We start from the raw sequence: 19,222 nt of genomic DNA, 5'->3' as shown, positions 1-19,222 counted from the left end.
CAGCACACGTCTTGCAAGACGCGGGCGCACACCCGTCAGCAGACCAGCGCAGAAGTCAGTCGGTCGCTGCTACCGAACTCCTCGCCGGCCGGTGGCCTTCCGGGCCCGCGGCACGGACCAGGTTGCCTGCCTGCTCCCGATGCTCGTGCACGAGGTGGATCGCCATGGCACCCTCACCGGTCGCCGCGGCCACCCGCTTGACCGAACCGCTTCTGACATCACCGGCGGCGAAGACGCCGGGAAGGGTGGTCTCCAACAGCAGCGGAACACGGCTGAGCGAGGCCCACCGGGCCGGGTCGGCCAACGGCTGGGCTTCGGCGCCGGTGAGGACGAAGCCCTTCTCGTCGAGGGCCAAAACGTTCCTGAGCCAATCCGTGTGAGGCCGAGCCCCGATGAACACGAAGAGCGCTGCGGCACGCAGCTCGCTGCGCCGGCCACTCGTGTTGTCCTCGACCAGCAGCACTTCCAGCTTTTCCGCCCCGAAGACGCGCCGGACTTCGGTGTGCAGCAGTACCTCGATCTTCGGGTGCCGTTCGACTTGGTCGACCAGGTAGCGCGACATGTCCGCGTTGAGGTCACCGCCCCGGACGAGGAGCTGGACCCTGGACGCGTGGTTCGCGAGGAACAGCGCCGCTTGTCCGGCGGAGTTTCCGCCACCGACCACGGCGACCGGATCAGCCTGGCAGAGGCTGGCTTCGTGGACGGTTGCCGCGTAGTAGACGCTGATGCCCTCCAGAGGGTCGATGCCGGGCACTTCGAGTCTGCGGTACCGCACGCCCGAAGCGAGGACCACGGCGCCAGTCCGGACCCGCGACCCGTCGGCGAAGCTGACGACGTACTCGTCGTCCTGAGGAGTAAGCCCGGTGACCGTGGCGGGCACCATGAGGCGGGCGTCGAACTTGCGGGCCTGGAGCACAGCGCGTTCGATGAGCTCGCCCCCGGAGACGCCCGACGGGAAGCCGAGGTAGTTCTCGATGCGGGACGAGGTGCCCGCCTGGCCGCCGGTGGCCACAGCGTCGATGACCGCCGTGGAGAGGCCGTCGGAGGCGCCGTACACGGCGGCGGCGAGTCCCGCGGGACCCGCCCCGACCACCATCACGTCGTACCGCGCTGTCTCCGGCGAGGGGGCGGGCAGCCCGATGATCCGGGCGAGTTCGGCGTTACTCGGGTTTCGCAGCACATGGTCGCCCTTCCAGAGGACCACCGGAGTCTCCTCCGGACGGACCCCGAACCGGTGCAGCAGGGCCTCCGCATCCTTGTCCTTCTCCAGATCCATCCAGCGGTGCGGCAGCCTGTTGCGGGCGGCGAACTCACGCAGCCGCAACGTGTCCGGTGAATAGCACGATCCCAAGATCCGGAAGCCCGCGCCGAGGCCGATGAGCAGATATCTGCGATTCAGGTATGCGCGGAGGATCAGGTCACCGAGGACGGGGTCGCGGCTGACCAAGGCACGTTGCTGGTCCACCGGTACGGTCAGGATCTCGCCCGGTTCACGCACTACAGCGGTGTCGAAGGCCGCCTGGCCCTCCAGCAACCCGAGTTCGCCAAGGAATCTTCCGGGTCCGTGTACGGCGACCGTCCGCTCCTCGGGGCCGCCGAGGTCATGGAGGATCTCGACGGTCCCGCCGAGGATCGCGAGGAACTCCCGGAACGGCTCACCCTCGCGGTACAGCACCTCGTTCTCGGTGGTTCTGCGGCGTTCACCGTGCGCGGCCAGAGTCTGGAGTTGCTCGGGTGAGAGGCGCGGGAACGCCCCGTACCGGTCCGGTGTCTCTCGGGGCCCATCATGCCCGTACTCGGCGCTGCTCATCAGACCATGGCCTCGTGGACGTAGCACCAGCGCCAGTTCTCCCCCGGCTCGAAGGACTGCACCACGGGGTGACCGACGCCGGCCGCGTGGCGGCTGGCGTGCTTGAGGGGCGAGGAGTCGCAGCAGCCGACGTGCCCGCAGGTGAGGCAGAGCCGGAGGTGCACCCATGGGGAGTGGGACCTGAGGCACTCCTCGCATCCCTCCGGGGTGCGCGGACTCACGGGACGCACCATCGCCAGGTGCGGGTCGGGGATCGTAGCCATGATGGCGTGCTCCTTATTGAACAGAGGCTGTCCAGCTGGTGTGCGCGGCGGCGTGCCCGTGCGCCGAACGTCTACGGCAGTACGGAGGCCAGTGACTTCGGCAGTCCGGATTTGAGGTGGTTCCACTCGCCTTCGCTCACGTGGCGTTCCAGAACCTCCAGGACGGTGTGCACGACTCGTTCGACGCCACCGTCGACCGCGTAGGGAAAGTCGTCCCGGACGCGTTGGAGGAAATCCTCGCCGCTGAGTTTCACCGGTGTCTCGGCCGGCTTCCAGCCGTCGTAGTAGACGCCTCGGATCAAAGTGGGCAGCTGTGCCCCGAAGTGCGCGGCCCCGTCGACGGAGAGGCGGTCCCGTAGCCGGTGCAGGACGGCGCGCAGTGCGGCGTACGACTGCTTACGGCGTTCCTTGGGCCAGCCGTTGGCTTCCTCGATCTCCCTGAGGAGCCGGTTCGCCTTGTCCACCATGGTGTCGAAAGAGGAGAATCCTGTTTCGGTCATGTCCGGGCTCCTTTCACTCCCGGCGGGCCGACGGTGCCGGACCGCGGTCCCGCACCGCCGGGCTCCCGGGTCAACGATCGGCGCTCTCGCCGCTCTCGGTGATTTGGATGTGACGGGGCTTGGCGACCTCCGCCTTGGGGACGGTGACCGTGAGTACACCGGCCGACATCTCCGCTGTGACCTTTTCGGTGTTCACCTCGCCCGGCAGCCGCAGCCGGTACTCGAAGGCACCGGTTCGGCGGGCGCGGCGGCGCAGGACGCCGCTGCGCTCCTTTTCCTTGATCTCTCCGGTGACCACCAGTTCCTGTCCGTTGGCCTCGACGTGGATGTCCTTGCTCTTGACGCCAGGAAGTTCGATCTCGACCTCGAAGGCGTCATCGGTCTCCGTGACGTCCGCGAGGGGGGTCCAGGCGGCTGCGGGCGCGGCCGCCCCGCCCACCGTCGATTCGAGCAGTCCGCTCATCTGGTTGAGCAGTTCGTCGAATTCCGTCAGTGGATTACGGGCCCACCCGAGAGGCCGCTCTGCTGTCGCGCCACCGCGGTGGCTGCGGACGGGCATGTTCATCACCGATCACCTCTGCTTTCTCGTCGGTCCGGTCGGCCTGCCATGGCCTGTTCGACCCAATCCCGCAGGACGTGCGCGGGTGCCGCGCCGGCCTGTCGGGCGACCGTCTCCCCTCGGTCGAGGACAAGCAGTGTGGGCACCGCCTGCACCTCGAATCGCTGGCTGAGCAGTGGGTTCTTGTCGACGTCGACCTTGGCGAGCTTGATCCGTCCGGCAAGGTCGCGAGCTACTTGTTCGAGGGCGGGGCTGACCATGCGGCAGGGGCCGCACCAGGTGGCCCAGAGATCGACGACGACGGGCACCGTGGCCTGCTCGACGACCTCGCGGAAGTCGCCGTCGCCCGCGTCGACGATCCAGGGCAGGTACTGCTTGCAGTGGCCGCACCTGGGGCGTCCCTCGGCGGTCACGGGAATCCGGTTCTCGCGCTCGCAGTGCGGGCAGGTCACCGTCGTCGTCCGGCTGGTGTTCACGCGGCCCTCGCTTCCCGGGCGGCGGCGTCCGGCTGGTCGTAGGTGACCACCAGTTCCCCGTTCTCGCTGTCCACGCGGACCGTCGCGCCGTCCTGAACGTCGCCGCGCAGAAGGGCGCGCCCGACCAGGGTCTCCACCTCGTGGGAGATGTAACGGCGCAGGGGCCGCGCCCCGTACACGGGGTCGTAGCCCTGATGGGCGATCGCCTCACGCGCCCGATCGGTGAGTTCGACGTCGATGCGGCGTTCGGCGAGCCGCTGTCGCAGTTCGTCGAACTGCAGCTCCACGATCCGCTCGATCTGGCGCTCGCCGAGGGGCTTGAACAGCACGATGTCGTCGACGCGGTTGAGGAACTCCGGGCGGAAGTGCCCGCGGAGTTCCCCCATGACCAAGGCGCGGGCGTCCGGCTTGATCTCCCCGTCGGCGGTGACGCCGTCGAGGAGGTGCTCGGAGCCGATGTTGGACGTCATGATGATCACGGTGTTGCGGAAGTCGACGGTACGGCCCTGAGCGTCGGTGATGCGGCCGTCGTCGAGGACCTGCAGCAGCGTGTTGAAGACATCGGTGTGCGCCTTCTCGATCTCGTCGAACAGCACGACGGAGTACGGCTTGCGGCGTACGGCCTCGGTGAGCTGCCCGCCCTCCTCGTAGCCGACGTATCCGGGCGGTGCGCCCATGAGCCGGCTTACGGTGTGCCGTTCCTGGTACTCGCTCATGTCGAGGCGGACCATGTTCTCCTCGGAGTCGAACAGAGCCCGGGCGAGGGTCTTGGCCAGCTCGGTCTTCCCCACGCCGGTGGGGCCGAGGAAGACGAACGAGCCGATGGGGCGGCGCGGGTCGCGGATGCCGGAGCGGGCGCGGATGATGGCGTCGGCGACGAGCTTGACGGCCTCGTCCTGGCCGATGACGCGCTCGCGCAGGATCTCGTCGAGACGCAGCAGTTTCTCCCGTTCCCCCTCCTGAAGGCGGGCTACGGGGATGCCTGTCCAGGCGGCGACGATCTCGGAGATCTCCTCCTCGGTGACGACCTCGCGCAGCAGCCGGTTCTCCCCTTGCTTGGAAGCCAGCTGCTCCTCCTCGGCGGCGAGCCGGCGCTCCAGGTCCTGGAGGCGGCCGTAGCGGAGTTCGGCGGCGCGGTTGAGGTCGTAGGCGCGCTCGGCCTCCTCCGCCTCGTGGCGGACCTGCTCCAGTTCCTGGCGCAGTTCCTGCACACGGCGGATGGCCTGCCGTTCGGCCTCCCACTGGGCGTGCTTGGCGTCGGCCTCGCCGCGCAGGTCGGCCAGCTCCTTGCGCAGTTCCTCCAGGCGGGCTTCGCTGGCGGGGTCGGTCTCCTTCGAGAGGGCGGCCTCCTCGATCTCCAGGCGGGTGACGCGGCGGGTGATCTCGTCGAGTTCGGCGGGCATCGAGTCGATCTCGGTACGCAGCCGGGCGCACGCCTCGTCGACGAGGTCGATGGCCTTGTCGGGCAGGAACCGGTCGGTGATGTACCGGTGGCTCAGGGTGGCCGCGGAGACCAGTGCGGTGTCCTGAATCTTGACGCCGTGGAAGACCTCCAGGCGTTCCCGCAGTCCGCGCAGGATGGAGATGGTGTCCTCGACGCTGGGCTCGTCCACCAGGACCTGCTGGAAACGGCGTTCGAGGGCGGCGTCCTTCTCGATGTGCCGGCGGTACTCGTCGAGTGTGGTCGCGCCGATCATGTGCAGTTCGCCGCGGGCGAGCATCGGCTTGAGCATGTTGCCCGCGTCCATGGCCCCTTCGGCGGCGCCCGCGCCGACGACGGTGTGCAGTTCGTCGACGAAGAGCAGGATGTTTCCTTCGGCGGCCTTGACCTCGCTGAGCACGGCCTTCAGGCGTTCCTCGAACTCGCCGCGGTACTTGGCGCCGGCGACCAGGGAACCCATATCGAGGGCGAAGACGATCTTGTCGCGGAGTCCTTCCGGTACGTCACCGCGGACGATGCGCTGGGCGAGGCCCTCGACGATGGCGGTCTTGCCGACGCCGGGGTCGCCGATCAGGACGGGGTTGTTCTTGGATTTGCGGCTGAGTATCTGGGTGACGCGGCGGATCTCGGAGTCCCGGCCGATGACCGGGTCGAGCCTGCCGTCCCTGGCCTCGGCCACCAGATCGCGGCCGTACTTTTCCAGGGCCTCGTAGGCCACTTCCGGGTTGGCGGAGGTGACGCGCTGGTTACCGCGCACCTGGGTGAGCGCGCCCAGGAACGAGTCCGTCGTGATGCCGACCCGGCCGAGCAGTCGTCCGGCGGCGGTCGAGGAGCCCTCCCCGGCCAGGGCGAGCAGGAGGTGTTCCACGGAAACGTACTCGTCCTTGAGGCGCTTGGCCTCCTGTTCTGCGGTGTCGAGCAGGCCGGCGAGGCGCTGGGTGACGAAGACCTGGCCGGGTGCCGCGCCGGGACCGGTGACCCGCGGGCGGCGCGAGAGTTCGTCGCGCACGGCCTCGCGCAGTTCGTTCGGCTCGGCGCCGGCGTGCTGCAGCAACCGCGGGATCAGACCGTCCTCCTGGTCGAGAAGCGCGAGCAGCAGGTGTTCCCCGTCGACCTCGGTCTGTCCCATGCGGGCGGCCGCGGTCTGGGCCTCCTGGAGGGCTTCCTGGGATTTCTGGGTGAGACGGTTCATGTCCATGGGGGTGTTTCACTCCTCGTGCCGCGGACGCGCAGGGCGGATTCGAGCAGGCTGATGCGGTCGAGCAGGTCGAGCACCAGGCCGATGGCCGCGTAGTTGAGGCAGAGTCCGGCGCGCAGCCGCTGGATGCGGGCGAGTACCGCCGGGGCGGTGGGGTCGAACACCAGCTGTCCCGCGGCGTCGCGTTCGGCGTCTACCAGCCCCAGGGCGACGAACCGGCGGACGAGATCGGGGTGGAGGCCCGAGCGGCGGGCCACGGCGTCCAGGGAGAGCCTAGGTGCGGGCACGAGTGCGAACCGGACAGCCGTGGAGGCGGTCACGTCGGCGTGCGTCCGTGCCGGGCGGTCGCCCAGCCCGGTACGGACGGGGCCTGCCGCTCTCTCGGGTCGGTCTTTCATCGTGTCCTCCTGGGGTCGAAGGAAGAGGTGGCGGCGAGCTCCTCGAACAGTTCGCGCTCCCGGTCGCCGAGGGTGGGCGGCACCATGACACGGACTTCGGCGTACAGGTCACCGCCGGCGCCGCGCGGATTGGGCATGCCCTCACCGCGCAGTCGCAGCCGTCGGCCGCTGGACGAGCCCGCCGGCACCGTGACCTTGGCCGTGCCACCGCTGGGGGTGGGCACCGGCACGGTCGCGCCCAGAGCCGCCTCCCACGGGGCGACTGGAAGTTGCACGTACACGTCTCGGCCTTCCAGCCGGAACTGGGGGTGGGGCTGGACGCGCACCCGCAGGTACAGGTCGCCCCCCGGGGCATCGCCACTGCCTCGGCCGCCCTCGCCCGCCAGCCGGATGCGCTGCCCATCGGTGACGCCCGGCGGCACGTCGACGTCGTACCGCCGCGGCTGTCCTGCGTGGCCGGCGAGCGTGACGGTGCGGCGGCCGCCCCTGTACGCCTCCTCGACGGTGAGCGGCAGCTCGGCCTCCTGGTCGGCGCCCGGTACACCGCCGGGGGCCGCGCCCGCTCCGAAGAGCGAGCCCAGCAGGTCCTCGATGTCGACACCCTCTCCCGCGAAGTCGTCGCCGAAACCGGAGGCGTACCGGACGCGGGGGCCGCCCGTACCCGCGGTCCTCCCTGTGCGGAACCCGCCACCCGCTCCGGCCGCGACCCTTTCGTCGAAGTCCTCGGGGATCTTGCGGAAGTCCTCGCCGAAGCGGTCGTATCGGGCCCGGGTCTTCGGATCCGAGAGGACGCTGTACGCCTCGTTGAGGTCCTTGAAGCGTTCCTCCGCCCCCGGGTCATTGTTGACATCGGGGTGGTACCGGCGGGCGAGCTTGCGGTACGCCTGCTGGATCTCGTCCTGGCTCGCGGTCCGCGACACGCCCAGCACCTCGTAGAAGTCCCGTGCCATGACCGGTCACTCCCGCTTCGCGACAGTCACGGCGGCGGCCCTGAGCTGCCGTTCACCGTCCCCGTAGCCCGGGCGCAGTACCTCGACGACGGTGCCCGGCGGGGCGTCGGGGTCCTGGACGACCCCGACCACCTCGTGCCGGGCCGGGTCGAAGGCGACGCCGGTCTCCGCGTGTCGTGGGTAGCCCAGCAGTTCGAGGACGTTCACGGCCTGGTCGCGGACCGCCCGGATGCCCTCCACGATCGCGCCGGGGGCGGCGTCGGAATGGTTCAGGGCGAGTTCGAGGTTGTCGATGACGGGGAGGAAGGCGGCTGCGGTGCGGGACCGTTCCGCGGCTCGTTCCCGTTCCAGCTCCCTGGCGTGACGCTTGCGGAGGTTGTCGAGGTCGGCGAGGGCGCGCCGCCAGCGGTCTTCGAGTTCCTGGACCGCGGCCGCGTATTCGTCGTCGGCGGGCTCGGGGCCGGCGGTGTCGGGTTCCGACGCGTCGTGCGCCGCTTCCGGCCCGGGCGCCGGGTCCGGACGCGGCACGTCCCCGTGCGACGGTCGTACGGCTTCCGGAGCCGGTTCGGCCGGGTCCGACGCGGCGCGGTCGGGTTCGTTCGGCTGGGTGGGCATGGCGTGCCTCAGTCCTTGTCGAACTCGGCGTCGATGACGTCGTCGTCATCGCCACCGGCGGCGCCACCGTCGGCGGTGTCCTGGCCGGGCCCGCCTGCGGCGGTGGCGCTCTGCTGGGCAGCCGCCAGCCCGGCCAGCACCTGCTGGAGTTCGGAGGTCAGGGGCCGTACGCGCTCCACGCCCGCCTCTTCCTTGACCGCCGTCCGGGCGTCGGACACGAGCATCTCGGCCCGTGCCTTCTCGTGCGCCGGGGCGGCGTCGCCCAGCTCGGCGAGGCGCTTCTCGACCTGGTAGGCGACGGCGTCGAGCTCGTTGCGGGCGTCGACGGCCTCGCGGAGTGCCTGGTCCTCGCCCTGGTTGCGCTCGGCTTCCTGGACCATCCGTTCGACCTCACTGCGGTCCAGGTTCGAACTCTCGCTGATGGTGATGCCCTGTTCCTTGCCGGTGTCCCGGTCGCGGGCCTTGACCTCGAGGATGCCGTTGGCGTCGATGTCGAAGGTGACCTCGATCTGCGGTTCGCCCCGCGGCGCCTGCCGGATGTCGGTGAGCTGGAACCGGCCCAGCACCCGGTTGTCGGCGGCCCGCTCGCGCTCGCCCTGGAGGACCACCACGTCGACGGCCGGCTGGTTGTCCTCGGCGGTGGAGAAGGTCTCGCTGCGGCGTACCGGGATGGTGGTGTTCCGTTCGATGATCTTCGTCATCACGCCGCCACGTGTCTCCACCCCGAGCGACAGGGGTGTGACGTCGAGCAGCAGGACGTCCTTGACCTCGCCCTTGAGCACCCCGGCCTGGATCGCGGCGCCCAGGGCCACGACCTCGTCGGGGTTGACGCTCATGTTGGGATCCTTGCCGCCGGTCAGCCGGCGCACGAGCGACTGGACGGCGGGGATACGGGTGGAACCGCCGACGAGGATGACCTCGTCGATGTCGCTCTCGCCGACCTTGGCATCGGCCATGGCCTGCTGGACGGGCCCCAGGCACCGCTCCACCAGGTCGCTGGTGATCTGCTCGAACGTGGAGCGCATCACCGAGTCGGTGAGGTGCTTGGGACCCGAGGCGTCGGCGGTGATGAACGGCAGGCTGACCTGCGTCTGCGTCACCGAACTCAGCTCGGTCTTGGCCTTCTCCGCCGCCTCGAAAAGCCGCTGCAGCGCCTGCGGGTCCTTGCGCAGATCGACGCCGTTCTCCTTCTGGAAGTCGTCCGCGAGGTGATCCACCAGACGCCGGTCGAAGTCGTCACCGCCCAGGTGGCTGTCGCCGGCGGTGGACCGTACCTCCACCACGCCGTCCCCCACGTCGAGAATGCTCACGTCGAAGGTGCCGCCGCCCAGGTCGAAGACCAGCACCGTCTCGTGCTGCTTCTTGTCCATGCCGTACGCGAGGGCGGCCGCCGTCGGCTCGTTGATGATCCGCAGCACCTCCAGTCCGGCGATCCGTCCGGCATCCTTGGTGGCGGTGCGCTGCGCGTCGTTGAAGTAGGCCGGCACCGTGATGACCGCCTCCGTCACCCGCTCGCCCAGCTGCTTGGAAGCGTCGTCGGCGAGTTTGCGCAGCACCTGCGCGCTGATCTCCTCGGGCGCGTACAGCTTGTCGCCCACCTTGAAGCGGGCCGCCCCGCCGTCGCCCTCGACGACGTCGTACGCCACCGCTCTGGCCTCGTCCGAGATCTCGTCGAAGTGCCGGCCGATGAACCTCTTGGCCGAGTAGATGGTGCCTTTGGGGTTGAGAATCGCCTGGCGACGGGCCAGCTGGCCCACCAGGCGCTCACCGCTGTCCGTGAAGGCCACCACGGATGGTGTGGTGCGGTTGCCCTCGTTGTTGGGCACGACGGACGGCTCGCCGCCCTCCCACACGGCGATCACCGAGTTGGTGGTGCCCAGATCGATGCCCACTGCCTTGGCCATGAGGATCTCCTCCTGCTCTGGCGGCCCGCGCCGACTCACCGGATCGCGTGGGTTCACTTACGACCGGAACCTCCTGACCTGCAGGGCGGGCTCCTCGGGCATCGCCCAACTCTTGCCGCCGGTGTGGACGGAGGTTCTCGGACACACCCCAGGGTGGTGAGACGAGAAGGAGCACGCCTGCTCCTGGCGAGTCGAGATTGCCCGCGGCCGTTCGCACCGTCGGCACAAGACGGTGCAAGTCGTGTATCTCGAATGAGTCGGCTTGTGGACGGGTACCCGTCAGCTCGTCCACCGACGGCTCGGGCGGACGGAGCCATCCCATGGCCGGCAGCCGGGTGCAGGATCCGTACTCCAGCGGCCCCGACCGGGAGAACGATCTCCCACGGGGCGGCGCCGGGCTGGCTCCCGCGGCCGCCCCGGCGGCGGGCCGGCCACCATCGCCCGGCCAGTTCGACCGTGCCCTCAACGACCTGGCGGCGCTCTCCTACGCTCTGCTCGACACCCTGGACGAAGCTGAGATCCTCGGGCTGGCCATGGCCCACGTGGAGGCCGTAGGGGCCTACAGAGCCGAGGCCGGATTCGTCGAAAGGGGTGGTGATCTGTTTCCGGCTCCGGCCAACGGACGGAATCACGCCTCGGCGGTGGACCAGAGAGTGCGGGAGCTGGCCGGCCAGGACGGGCCGGTGACCGTACCCGACAGGCCCTGGGGCCGCGCCCTCGGGCTGCGCGGACTGCAGCGACTGCACGGTTACCTCGTGGTGACGTCCGATTCCGAGCCCACCGAGGCAGAACGATTCCTGCTGAGCACGCTCGTCCGGTACACCGCCGCCGCTCTGTCGCTCGCTTTTGCACACCGCCGCCTGAGTGACCAGGCGGTGGAGCTCCACCGGGTGAGGGAGGAACGCCTCGCCCTTCAGCGACAGCTCATCTCGGTCGTGGCCGAGCAGCGGTACCAGCGGGCCGTGCACACGCTCCTCACCGACGTCGCCGACACGGGCGGCGGAGAAGAAGCGGTCACGCGGGCGCTCCACGGCCTCACCGGGTTCCCCGCGCTGGTCGAGGACCGGTTCGGTCGGTTGAGGTCCTGGAGCGGCCCGAACCGGCCCGACCCCTATCCGGAACCGGACCCCGTGCGTCAGGACGAGATGCTGCACGCCGTCGCACGGGAGGCCGGACCGGTGCGGATAGAGGACCGGCTGATCATCCTGGTCCGCCGGCACGGCGAGATCCTGGGCGTGCTCGCCCTGCTCGACGCCGGCGGCGAGGCGGACGAGCACACCGTGCTCGCGCTGGAAAACGCCGCCACGTCACTCGCCCTTGAGCTGGCGCACCTGCGCAACCTTGCCGAAGTCGAGCTGGGACTGCGCCGTGAGCTGGCCGATGACCTCCTGGTCGGGACGGACACGGCTAGCGCCTACGCCCGCTCCGAGGCTATCGGCCACGACCTGCACCGCAGTCACTACATCGTCGTGGTGCAGTGGTCCAAGCGCACCGTGGACGACTCCTTCGCGGAGACCGTGGGCCGGGCGGCCGCCGCCCAGGGCATGCGCTCGCTGCTGACCCGGCGCTCCGATCACGTGGTCCTGGTCGCCGACGCCAGGCCGCGCGCCCGCGCGCTGTACGAGGCGCTCACCGTGGAGACGGGGACACGTTCAGGGGCAATCGGGGTGAGCGCCCCGTGCGACTCCCCGAACGGCATTCCCCGGGGTTATCAGGAGGCACAGCGTGCCCTGGAGGTGCGCCGCCAGTCCCGCGAGGGCTACGGCACGACGTTCTTCGACGAGCTCGGCCTCTACCGCATCCTCGGCCCCGGCAACGACCACCAGCAGTTGGAGGCGTTCGTCCACGAGTGGATCGGGCAGCTCATCGAGTACGACTCCCGGCACCACGCGACCATGGTGGACACCCTGACCCGGTACTTCGACTGCGGCGGCAACTACGACGAGACCGCCGCGTCCCTCGCGATCCACCGAAGCACGCTGCGCTATCGTCTGCAGCGAATCCGTGACATTAGCGGCAACGACCTCGCGAACGTCGAGGACCGGCTCAACCTCCAGGTGGCGACCCGCGTGTGGAAGATCGTGCTGGGCGGATCCGGCTGACTCGGGGGACGCCGCGCTGCTCGACGCCGAAACCCTTACCCGCCTCCGCGGGCGGGTCCTGATCCGTCACCCTCCGCGGCCAGAGCCGCGCGCACCCGTTGTTCCTCGCGAGCAGAGCCGACGTCCCGTTCCAGGGGTGTGCGGCTCACGGCCGTCGCAAGATTGTCCAGGGCCTTCTTCTGCAGTTCCGTACCGCGCCGCAGTACCGGGCTTCGCTCCCCGGCGGCGCCCTCCCATGTGTGAAGCGCCTCCGCCAAGTGCCCCCAGTCCGGGTTTCTGTGTTCACGCATGTCGTCTGCCGCCTGGGCGGTCTCCGCCTCCAGGGCCTCGGCGAACCTCTCCGCCTCGGGGATGGAACGACTGTCGGCCCCCGGGAGGTGGCTCTCCATGAGCATCGTCGCTCGGTCGAACCCCTTGAGCGCCTCCTGCGCATCCTCCGCCTCGCGGGACGTCAGGCCCCTGGGGCGGACGGGTTCTTGCCTCGCCTGGTCGTAGGCATCCTGCCAGGCGGCACGTGCCTCGCGGCTTGCCAGCAGGGCCCTGCGCAGGTCGGCGCGATGCTCCCGGGTCGGTTCGGCGTAGCCGCGGAGCACCGCGGCCGCGTAGCGGCCGTTTGCGGCGAGCCAGTCCGCGAGCCGCCCCGGGAGCCGGGGAGTCTCCCACGCGGGGAACACCACGTACGCCAGCATCGCCAGGGCCCCGCCGATCAAGGTGAGCACCACCCGCTCCGGGACCGTCTGCTCCCATGCATGGCCCCCCATGCCGAGCAGGAAGACGACATAGGCGGCAGTGAAGCACTGGGAATACGCGTAGCCGGTACGGAGCAGCGTGTACGACAGGGCCGCCGATACCACCGCGAGCGCACCGAACAGATGAGCGTCGGGGCCGATGGCCCGCACCATCCCGGTGGCGAGGGCCACCCCCACCAGGGTGCCGGCGAGGCGGCCCACCGCACGCGCGTACGTCCGGTGGAAGTCCGGCCGCATCACCATCACCGAGGCGATGGGCGCCCAATACCCGTGGCCCACGGGCAGCGGGGAAGCGATGAGATATCCGAGCGGGGCCACCGCCGCCAGGCGGACGGCGTGCCGGAGCACGGGCGAGTCGCGGCGCAGCTCGCGGCGGACCGCGCGGACGACAACGGGGAGCAGCCGGAACATGGTCGGACGCACCAGGAACCGGGCGCTCGCGGGGCCGGACGATGTAGACGCCCTGTCGTACGCGCCGGCGCCCGCGGCGACCTCCAACGCTTCGGCGAGCAGCCTCACGAGCTCTTCTGCGGTGTGCCGGGCAGGCCCCTCCAGCACCTCGCCCTGGCCGTCGACGCGCAGGACGTCCGTGCTCCGGGGCGGAACCTCGGTGGGAGTGCCGCAGCGGATCGAACGCGCGGCCGCGTCCAGCACGTCAGCGGCCGCATTGAGCAGCTCCCGCGCGCGGTCCCGCCCGGGCCCCTCCGCCGGAGCGCCGACGTCCGGGTCGGCGAGCGCGGCGACGACCGGCACGATGCGCTCGGCGAGGCCCCGGGGGCCGTGGAGGGCGGGGGGCCGGGTGCGGGCCTGCGACGGCGTCACGGCGGCCGCGTCCCGGGCCGTCATGAGAGGCTCCGGGTCGAACGGGGCAGCCGGGTCGTGTTGCAGCCGACGGGCGTAGTCGGCCACGGCGGCCAGCGCGTCGGCGAGCGCGTCGCGATGAGCCCCCCATCGTCGGACCGGGAACAGCAGGATCAGTACGGCCTGCGCCACGCCTCCGAGAGCGATGACCCCGGCGTGCTCAAGGGCCGGCCCGAGGCTCGTGGGCAGGGTGACAGTCACCAGCATGCTGCCGACCGTCGTCGCCGCGACGATTCCAGCGGTCGATCCGAGGGCCCACGCCATCCCCGCGGCGAAGGCCCATACGGCCAGCAGCGGGAGGAACGTCGCGAGTCGCCCCGCCGCCAGGTACCCCACGAGGGTACTCAGCGCCAAGCCCGCGCCCGCGCCGAGCGCGATCACCTTGCGCGGACGCCAGGTGCGCTGGAAGGTGGCCGTACCCGCGGAGAAGGCACCGAGGGCGGCGGACGCGGCGAATGGAGGCGAGGCCAGCCACAGCGCGGCCCCGATGACCAGCCCGACCCCCGCAGCCGTGCGTAGCGCGAGCAGAGGCTCCAGCCGCGTCTCCTCGATCGAGAGCCCGGACCGCACGACCTCCCCCAAGGCCCGAAGCCACCTCACCGTGCAAGTCCGGCCGGAACGCCCTGCCGGGGCGCGACGGCATGGCCGAGGTGCGGCAGCCGGGCGGCGAGGACTCCCGCGGTGCCCGCGAAGGTCCACCGGTCGGCCTCGTACTTCCGACTCGGACCCCGGCTAGTCATCGAGGGCGCTCTGGAGTCTGTCGCGACGTTCCTGTTCGCGCTTGGAGTACGCGGCTGCCCGAATCGCCTCGTCGCTCTCGAACCCTGATCCCAGCGCGCCCCCCACGGTGGCGACCGAGGCAACGAACCAGGACAGCGTCAGGTACTCCGTGGCGTGCAACGGGGATCGCGTCAGGGAAGCGAACACCTGGTCGTTGAGGATGAACAGCGCCCACAGCAAGTTGATCACCATCAGGCCCACGTAGCAGACGAGTGCCCCGATACCCACAGTCACGACCGTCGAGGCGTTGTAGAGCCTGGCCCGCTGCCTCGCCTCCGGTGAGCCCCCTGTTGATCGATGCCACAGTTCTCCGTCCACGATCAGCCAGCCGATCATGAGTCCGACGGACCCGATCATGGCGATCACGAGGCGTGGTGTGCTCAGGGCCTCGGAGAGGCTCCAGGTGGTGGAGTCGAGGGTGGCGATGGCCCCGGTGGCGAGGGCGGCCGCCAGTGCTTTCGACAAGCCCGTCACCAACCGCCACGGCCGGTTGGCGCGGACCATACCGACGAGTACCCGCAGGTAGCCGCGCGGTCCGCCGACGACGTACCGAAGATCGTTGGCCTCTTGCCCACCGGTCGGGCCCGGATGACCAGGTACGAGACGGTTGTCGAGAGGTCTCAGAGCCGGCTGCCCTCGCGGAGGTCCGTCGGCTGCCATGGTCTGTGGACCCGCGAGGCCGAGCACGGCTTCCTCGACGGCCCGCCGGGCCCTCGTCTGCAGCCGCAGGCCCCCCAGCGAAGGAAGAGAAAGCAGCGCCACGCCCTGCTCGTGATTCAGCCCCACAGCGAGCCTGCGTCCGTGGGAGTGCAGCGGAAGGTCGGTGAGGGCCACGACGATGTCCCAGTTCTCGGTACTCCTGCGGTCCATGATCCGGCGCATCAAGGTGGGCGGGTCCTCCGTCCCCGAGGTGAACGGTTCGCTGACCACCTTGACGTCGAACCGCCGGCCCCGGCCCGACCTGTCGGCGAGCCGAGCGGAAAGTGTCCAGGCCATGCGCCGCGCGATCTCCGTCGGCGTGTAGGGATCCGCCAGGAGAGCCACGACTGAAACGCCTTGAGACGACACCCGCATGACAGGAACCTCCTCGCCGGCCGCCCCGCGACCCCAAGTGCCCGCAGACGCCTCCGAGGTAACGCCGATGGCGCCTGCACCTCCCGGCCGTACCGCGCTGGCAGGTGCAGGCGACATCGCTACGCTCCGCCCGGTGTCATGACGCCTGGTGGGCGGGATGATCCGCGTTAGCCGGACCCAGATGCTGCTCGCCCCGCTCTCCCGAGCGCTTTTCGGCCCTGCACCGTAGGTCTGCACGCCCGTCCGACACCCCGGGGCCATCGGACGCATGGGCCTGACAGGGCGAGACAGGGAGCCTGATTGGGCCCGGCATGCGCATGCGCTCGCGCGCTCGCGTCATCCAGGCTGGCCGGGAAGCCCAGGGACCGGGAATCACCCGGCTCCCGCAGCCGGAGGTTGCCGTCATGACAGTGATGTCCCTCGCCAGATTCGAGAGGTTCTTTCGCGCGGCCGCAGGACTGAACGTCGACAAGAACGATCTCAAGCGCTACAGCGACTTCGTCGACGCCAAGCTCTACGACCTGCTGATCGTCGCCCAGGCCACTGCCAAGGCCAACGGACGCGACGTCATCCGGACCTGTGACCTGCCGATCACGAAGGGCTTGCAGGAGAGCATCCACCAGTTCCGGAAGATCGACCAGGAAGTAGAGATCAAGCCGATTTTGGAGCAGCTCGCCACCCATCCCGCGCTGGACCGTACGCCCGATGAGGAGACCGAGGCGGCCTACCCGGACATCGTGGGCGGACTCAGCCTCGCCCTCGGCCAGAACTTCAAGATTCTTCACCCCGATCTGAAGAACCCCCAGACCCAGCACTGGGACGAGGCCCGAGCTGTCTTCGACCTTCTGCTGTGAGTGGCGACCGGAACAGGCGGCGCGGCCAGCGCCGAAGTTACGCACGGCCCTGACCAGGTAAAACCGAAGCAATGGCTTTGGGGGAGCCCGTTGTCCAGCGGTCGCCGCGTTGCTATACGTGAACTCCGCTCAGGCCGGTCCTCACCGGCACAGGAGGGGCGGGGCCGACCGCTACCGCTGGGGGCGCGGGCGGTGCTTACCTCGGTTCCTGCCGTGACTAGGGCGGTGCCTCGAAAGACCCGCCCGGTCCGGGGGGAACCCAGCTCAGTACCACATTGAGCAGTACATCTCATGCCCAGTCTCGTGCAGCCGATGCGCCAAGTCCTGCGACCCGTGCAGCGAGTGGGAGGGGTGCGGTGCTGACCTGGGGCTTCTTGGTCATATGCGCGTTGACCTGCGGGTACTCCTCTCTGTCTTGTCTACCCCTGTGACGAGAGTGGCAGCGGAGTGGGCGTGGACCGGCAGCTGTCGGTTGAGACGGTCGAGTACCTCTTGCGTCGGTGCAGACATGGTTCGGAACGGTACGAACATGGTCGTGGGCGCACACAAGTGCGCATTGGCTGCCATGCTCCTGATCCAGCCAGCCACGAACGGGCGCGCCCGATGATCAGGCGATGGCTGAGAGGGAGGGACGTGTGCGTGCCCGATCCGCCAGACCCGGGCACCCTGCGTCGCCTCACCGTCTGGACGATGGCACGTCGGCTTTGTCTTCGGCGTCGGCATGGCCGTCTTCACCCACGGCACCCACGGCCCCGGAGCTGTCGCAGCCATCCTCGCATTCCGTGCACCGCCACCCCGAGCTCAGGGCCACATCACGCACCACGGCTACGCTCCGCCCCATGGCCTGACGCTTCCGCCTGACCGGAGCGCGTCAAGTCTTGAGGCGGCTGACTGTGACCCGTTGGCCTTTGAGTAGGGGCAGATTGCGGACGTGGAAAGCGTGGGCGCCTGTGACGTTGCTCATCTCGTCCAGGATGTGCGGCATGGCCGCGAGATAGGCGGCGGTGGAGTTCACGATGTACAGGAGCCCTTCTGCATCGGGCTGGCGATGGCCGACCCAATGCAGGCCGGTCTCTATCAGCGCGTCGCGTTCGTCTCGGTTCGACAACTGATTGCGGTCTTGAGTCATGATCGCGTCGAAACCACGGTCGCTGACGGCATGTAGGAGTTCTGTGTCCATGACGCCCGACAGTCCTTCGTCGTGAGCCGTACGGAACTCATGCAGGAAGAAGACCGTACTCAAGGGAGGCAGGATCGCTGGTGTCTCGTTTTCGTCCAGGAAGAACCTCATGCAGCGCGGCCCCCGATCTGCACGACCTCCTGATGGAAGTCGGCCGCGTCAGCCGCCCCTGAAATCTCGACAGTTGGATAGAAGCGGTGGACTTCGGCCGGTGCGACACCGCCAGCGACCAGCTTGGCGACAGCGTCGTACGGAACGCGTGTCCCCTGAATGGTCGGCCACCCCCCGAGCCGGTTCTCCTTGACCTCCAGATGCGGCCGTGGACGTCGGAAGTCCGCGACGGTCCGCCCTTGCATATTCTCGAATGATGCGAAGACGTCAGCCAGGCTGTAGATGACTTCTTGACCGGGGCGACGGACAAGGTCGATGGCTCTTTCCTCTTCTACGAGGAAGACCGAGTCACCCTCAGTGACGAGTTTGTAAGCGGCCGGATGTTCGGTCAGGTCCCACTTGCGTAGCTGGTCCATGGCTTTGCGGACGGCGCCCTCCGGACTGCCTTCGAGTCAGGTCAGCCGCGGCCGGAAAGCCTCTTCGCGGGCCCGGTCGACGGCCTCTGCGGTCGCATCGCCGGCCAGCCGCTCGATCTCCTCGGGTACCTCCCGTTGGTCAAGCACGAAGAGCCTGCCGTCGACGAGTCGAGTGGCCACCTTCCAGCCGAGACGTCCTCCGGCCTCCCGAGCGGCTCGTCGAAGGTCTTTGAGTTCACCCATCTCGGTAAGGTCCTCGCGGCCGAGAACCAGCTGGCCGTAGTAGCCCTCGTACATGGGGTTCAGGCCGGCGCGCATCAACGTCTCCAGCCGGTCGACCAGCTTCTCGTACCGGCGTCGGGCCAGCTCGTCCTCTGAGGGCATCTCGCACAGCTCCCCACCTCTGCCCGCAGCCGCGTGTGTGCCATATGTGTGCCGCGAGTACGAAGGCCCTCCCGTCCGGTGGACGGAAGGGCCTCTGACCAGGTGTTTCTCTGTGCCCCCGGCAGGATTCGAACCTGCGACACCCGCTTTAGGAGAGCGGTGCTCTATCCCCTGAGCTACGGAGGCGGGGCTGTGGTGGTCCGGAACGTACAGGTGGGCCACCGCCGACAGTGTAGCGGGTGGGGTGGGGCGGCGTTCGTCGACGGTGTGGCGGGGGCTACTGGTCGCGGTCGGTGTCCTTCACCAGCCCGGCCCTGTAGGCGATGATCGCCGCCTGTACCCGGTTGCGGAACCCCAACTGAGCTAAGGCAGCGCTGACATGGGTCTTGATCGTGGCCGGCGGGTCGTACTCCAGCGGTTCCCTCCGCACATGCTCCAGAGCCTGGCCGGGCGCGGCCGGATGCTGCGGTGGAAGACCCTGGTGGTCGCCGGCTTCGCGGTGCTGCGCCGGTGGGACGACTAGGGCGACACGACCTAGGGCACGCACGCGGCCCCGCGGAGGCGTCGGGACGGCGGGAACCACCGGACGGCGGGAAC

The 19,222-nt window shown here is 69.4% G+C and carries 18 protein-coding genes and 1 tRNA gene; 3 read left to right on the top strand and 16 right to left on the bottom strand.

The features are described from left to right. Positions 1–55: 55 nt before the first annotated feature. The 10 genes from IE108_RS17290 to dnaK form a co-directional block, all read right to left on the bottom strand. Complete coding sequence (locus tag IE108_RS17290) at positions 56–1,810, bottom strand: FAD-dependent oxidoreductase (RefSeq protein ID WP_064728401.1); 1,755 nt, start codon at positions 1,808–1,810, stop codon at positions 56–58. Then, entirely contained in the window at positions 1,810–2,073 is a 264-nt protein-coding gene (locus IE108_RS17285; protein WP_064728400.1) for a UBP-type zinc finger domain-containing protein, read from the bottom strand. The genes IE108_RS17290 and IE108_RS17285 overlap by 1 nt, the downstream gene beginning before the upstream one ends. 71 nt (positions 2,074–2,144) lie before the next feature. Beyond that, complete coding sequence (locus IE108_RS17280; protein WP_064728399.1) at positions 2,145–2,573, bottom strand: DUF2267 domain-containing protein; 429 nt, start codon at positions 2,571–2,573, stop codon at positions 2,145–2,147. A gap of 70 nt (positions 2,574–2,643) precedes the next feature. Beyond that, the gene (locus IE108_RS17275) at positions 2,644–3,138 is read right to left on the bottom strand and encodes an Hsp20/alpha crystallin family protein (RefSeq protein WP_064728398.1); all 495 of its coding nucleotides are present in this window, start codon (positions 3,136–3,138) and stop codon (positions 2,644–2,646) included. Beyond that, on the bottom strand, positions 3,138–3,608 hold the full coding sequence (gene trxA / locus IE108_RS17270; protein ID WP_064728397.1) for a thioredoxin: 471 nt from the start codon (positions 3,606–3,608) through the stop codon (positions 3,138–3,140). The genes IE108_RS17275 and trxA overlap by 1 nt, the downstream gene beginning before the upstream one ends. After that, positions 3,605–6,247 carry an ATP-dependent chaperone ClpB gene (clpB, locus tag IE108_RS17265; protein WP_064728396.1) on the bottom strand — a complete coding sequence of 881 codons (2,643 nt, stop codon included), beginning with the start codon at positions 6,245–6,247 and terminating at the stop codon, positions 3,605–3,607. Before clpB ends, trxA begins: the two co-directional genes overlap by 4 nt. After that, positions 6,238–6,645: a chaperone modulator CbpM gene (locus IE108_RS17260; RefSeq protein WP_064728395.1), complete on the bottom strand. Its 408-nt coding sequence runs from the start codon at positions 6,643–6,645 to the stop codon at positions 6,238–6,240. The genes clpB and IE108_RS17260 overlap by 10 nt, the downstream gene beginning before the upstream one ends. After that, on the bottom strand, positions 6,642–7,595 hold the full coding sequence (locus tag IE108_RS17255) for a DnaJ C-terminal domain-containing protein (RefSeq protein ID WP_064728394.1): 954 nt from the start codon (positions 7,593–7,595) through the stop codon (positions 6,642–6,644). Before IE108_RS17255 ends, IE108_RS17260 begins: the two co-directional genes overlap by 4 nt. A 6-nt stretch (positions 7,596–7,601) precedes the next feature. Next, on the bottom strand, positions 7,602–8,210 hold the full coding sequence (locus tag IE108_RS17250) for a nucleotide exchange factor GrpE (protein ID WP_064728393.1): 609 nt from the start codon (positions 8,208–8,210) through the stop codon (positions 7,602–7,604). Positions 8,211–8,218: 8 nt separating this feature from the next. Further along, positions 8,219–10,114 (bottom strand): molecular chaperone DnaK, encoded by a 1,896-nt coding sequence (gene dnaK / locus IE108_RS17245; protein ID WP_064728392.1) that lies wholly within the window; start codon positions 10,112–10,114, stop codon positions 8,219–8,221. Positions 10,115–10,434: 320 nt separating this feature from the next. Here dnaK and IE108_RS17240 point away from each other — a divergent pair, with 320 nt between their 5' ends. Beyond that, positions 10,435–12,216 (top strand): PucR family transcriptional regulator, encoded by a 1,782-nt coding sequence (locus IE108_RS17240; RefSeq protein ID WP_079163541.1) that lies wholly within the window; start codon positions 10,435–10,437, stop codon positions 12,214–12,216. Between the two features lie 35 nt (positions 12,217–12,251). Here the strand turns inward: IE108_RS17240 and IE108_RS17235 are convergent, their stop codons facing one another. Together IE108_RS17235 and IE108_RS17230 are read right to left on the bottom strand one after the other, a co-directional pair. After that, entirely contained in the window at positions 12,252–14,426 is a 2,175-nt protein-coding gene (locus IE108_RS17235; RefSeq protein WP_064728391.1) for an FUSC family protein, read from the bottom strand. 132 nt (positions 14,427–14,558) lie between these two features. After that, positions 14,559–15,680: a hypothetical protein gene (locus IE108_RS17230; RefSeq protein WP_064728390.1), complete on the bottom strand. Its 1,122-nt coding sequence runs from the start codon at positions 15,678–15,680 to the stop codon at positions 14,559–14,561. Between the two features lie 404 nt (positions 15,681–16,084). On the opposite strand from IE108_RS17230, the gene IE108_RS17225 reads away from it, so the two are divergent. Continuing rightward, on the top strand, positions 16,085–16,534 hold the full coding sequence (locus IE108_RS17225) for a DUF1931 family protein (RefSeq protein ID WP_064731806.1): 450 nt from the start codon (positions 16,085–16,087) through the stop codon (positions 16,532–16,534). 871 nt (positions 16,535–17,405) lie between these two features. Here the strand turns inward: IE108_RS17225 and IE108_RS17220 are convergent. From IE108_RS17220 to IE108_RS17205, 4 genes are all read right to left on the bottom strand, one after another. Continuing rightward, positions 17,406–17,825 (bottom strand): PIN-like domain-containing protein, encoded by a 420-nt coding sequence (locus IE108_RS17220; RefSeq protein WP_064728389.1) that lies wholly within the window; start codon positions 17,823–17,825, stop codon positions 17,406–17,408. After that, on the bottom strand, positions 17,822–18,241 hold the full coding sequence (locus IE108_RS17215; protein WP_229851896.1) for a DUF433 domain-containing protein: 420 nt from the start codon (positions 18,239–18,241) through the stop codon (positions 17,822–17,824). The genes IE108_RS17220 and IE108_RS17215 overlap by 4 nt, the downstream gene beginning before the upstream one ends. A gap of 36 nt (positions 18,242–18,277) precedes the next feature. Beyond that, positions 18,278–18,625 (bottom strand): hypothetical protein, encoded by a 348-nt coding sequence (locus IE108_RS17210; RefSeq protein WP_064728388.1) that lies wholly within the window; start codon positions 18,623–18,625, stop codon positions 18,278–18,280. A gap of 113 nt (positions 18,626–18,738) precedes the next feature. Continuing rightward, positions 18,739–18,811, bottom strand: a tRNA-Arg gene (locus tag IE108_RS17205). 193 nt (positions 18,812–19,004) lie between these two features. On the opposite strand from IE108_RS17205, the gene IE108_RS17195 reads away from it, so the two are divergent. Beyond that, positions 19,005–19,148 (top strand): hypothetical protein, encoded by a 144-nt coding sequence (locus IE108_RS17195; RefSeq protein WP_159394610.1) that lies wholly within the window; start codon positions 19,005–19,007, stop codon positions 19,146–19,148. Positions 19,149–19,222 lie beyond the last annotated feature (74 nt).

This window comes from Streptomyces parvulus (genome assembly GCF_014648855.1).
Lineage (GTDB): Bacteria > Actinomycetota > Actinomycetes > Streptomycetales > Streptomycetaceae > Streptomyces > Streptomyces parvulus.
The sequence above is the reverse complement of the archived record's forward strand: the minus strand, read 5'-3'. Positions and strand labels throughout refer to the sequence as shown.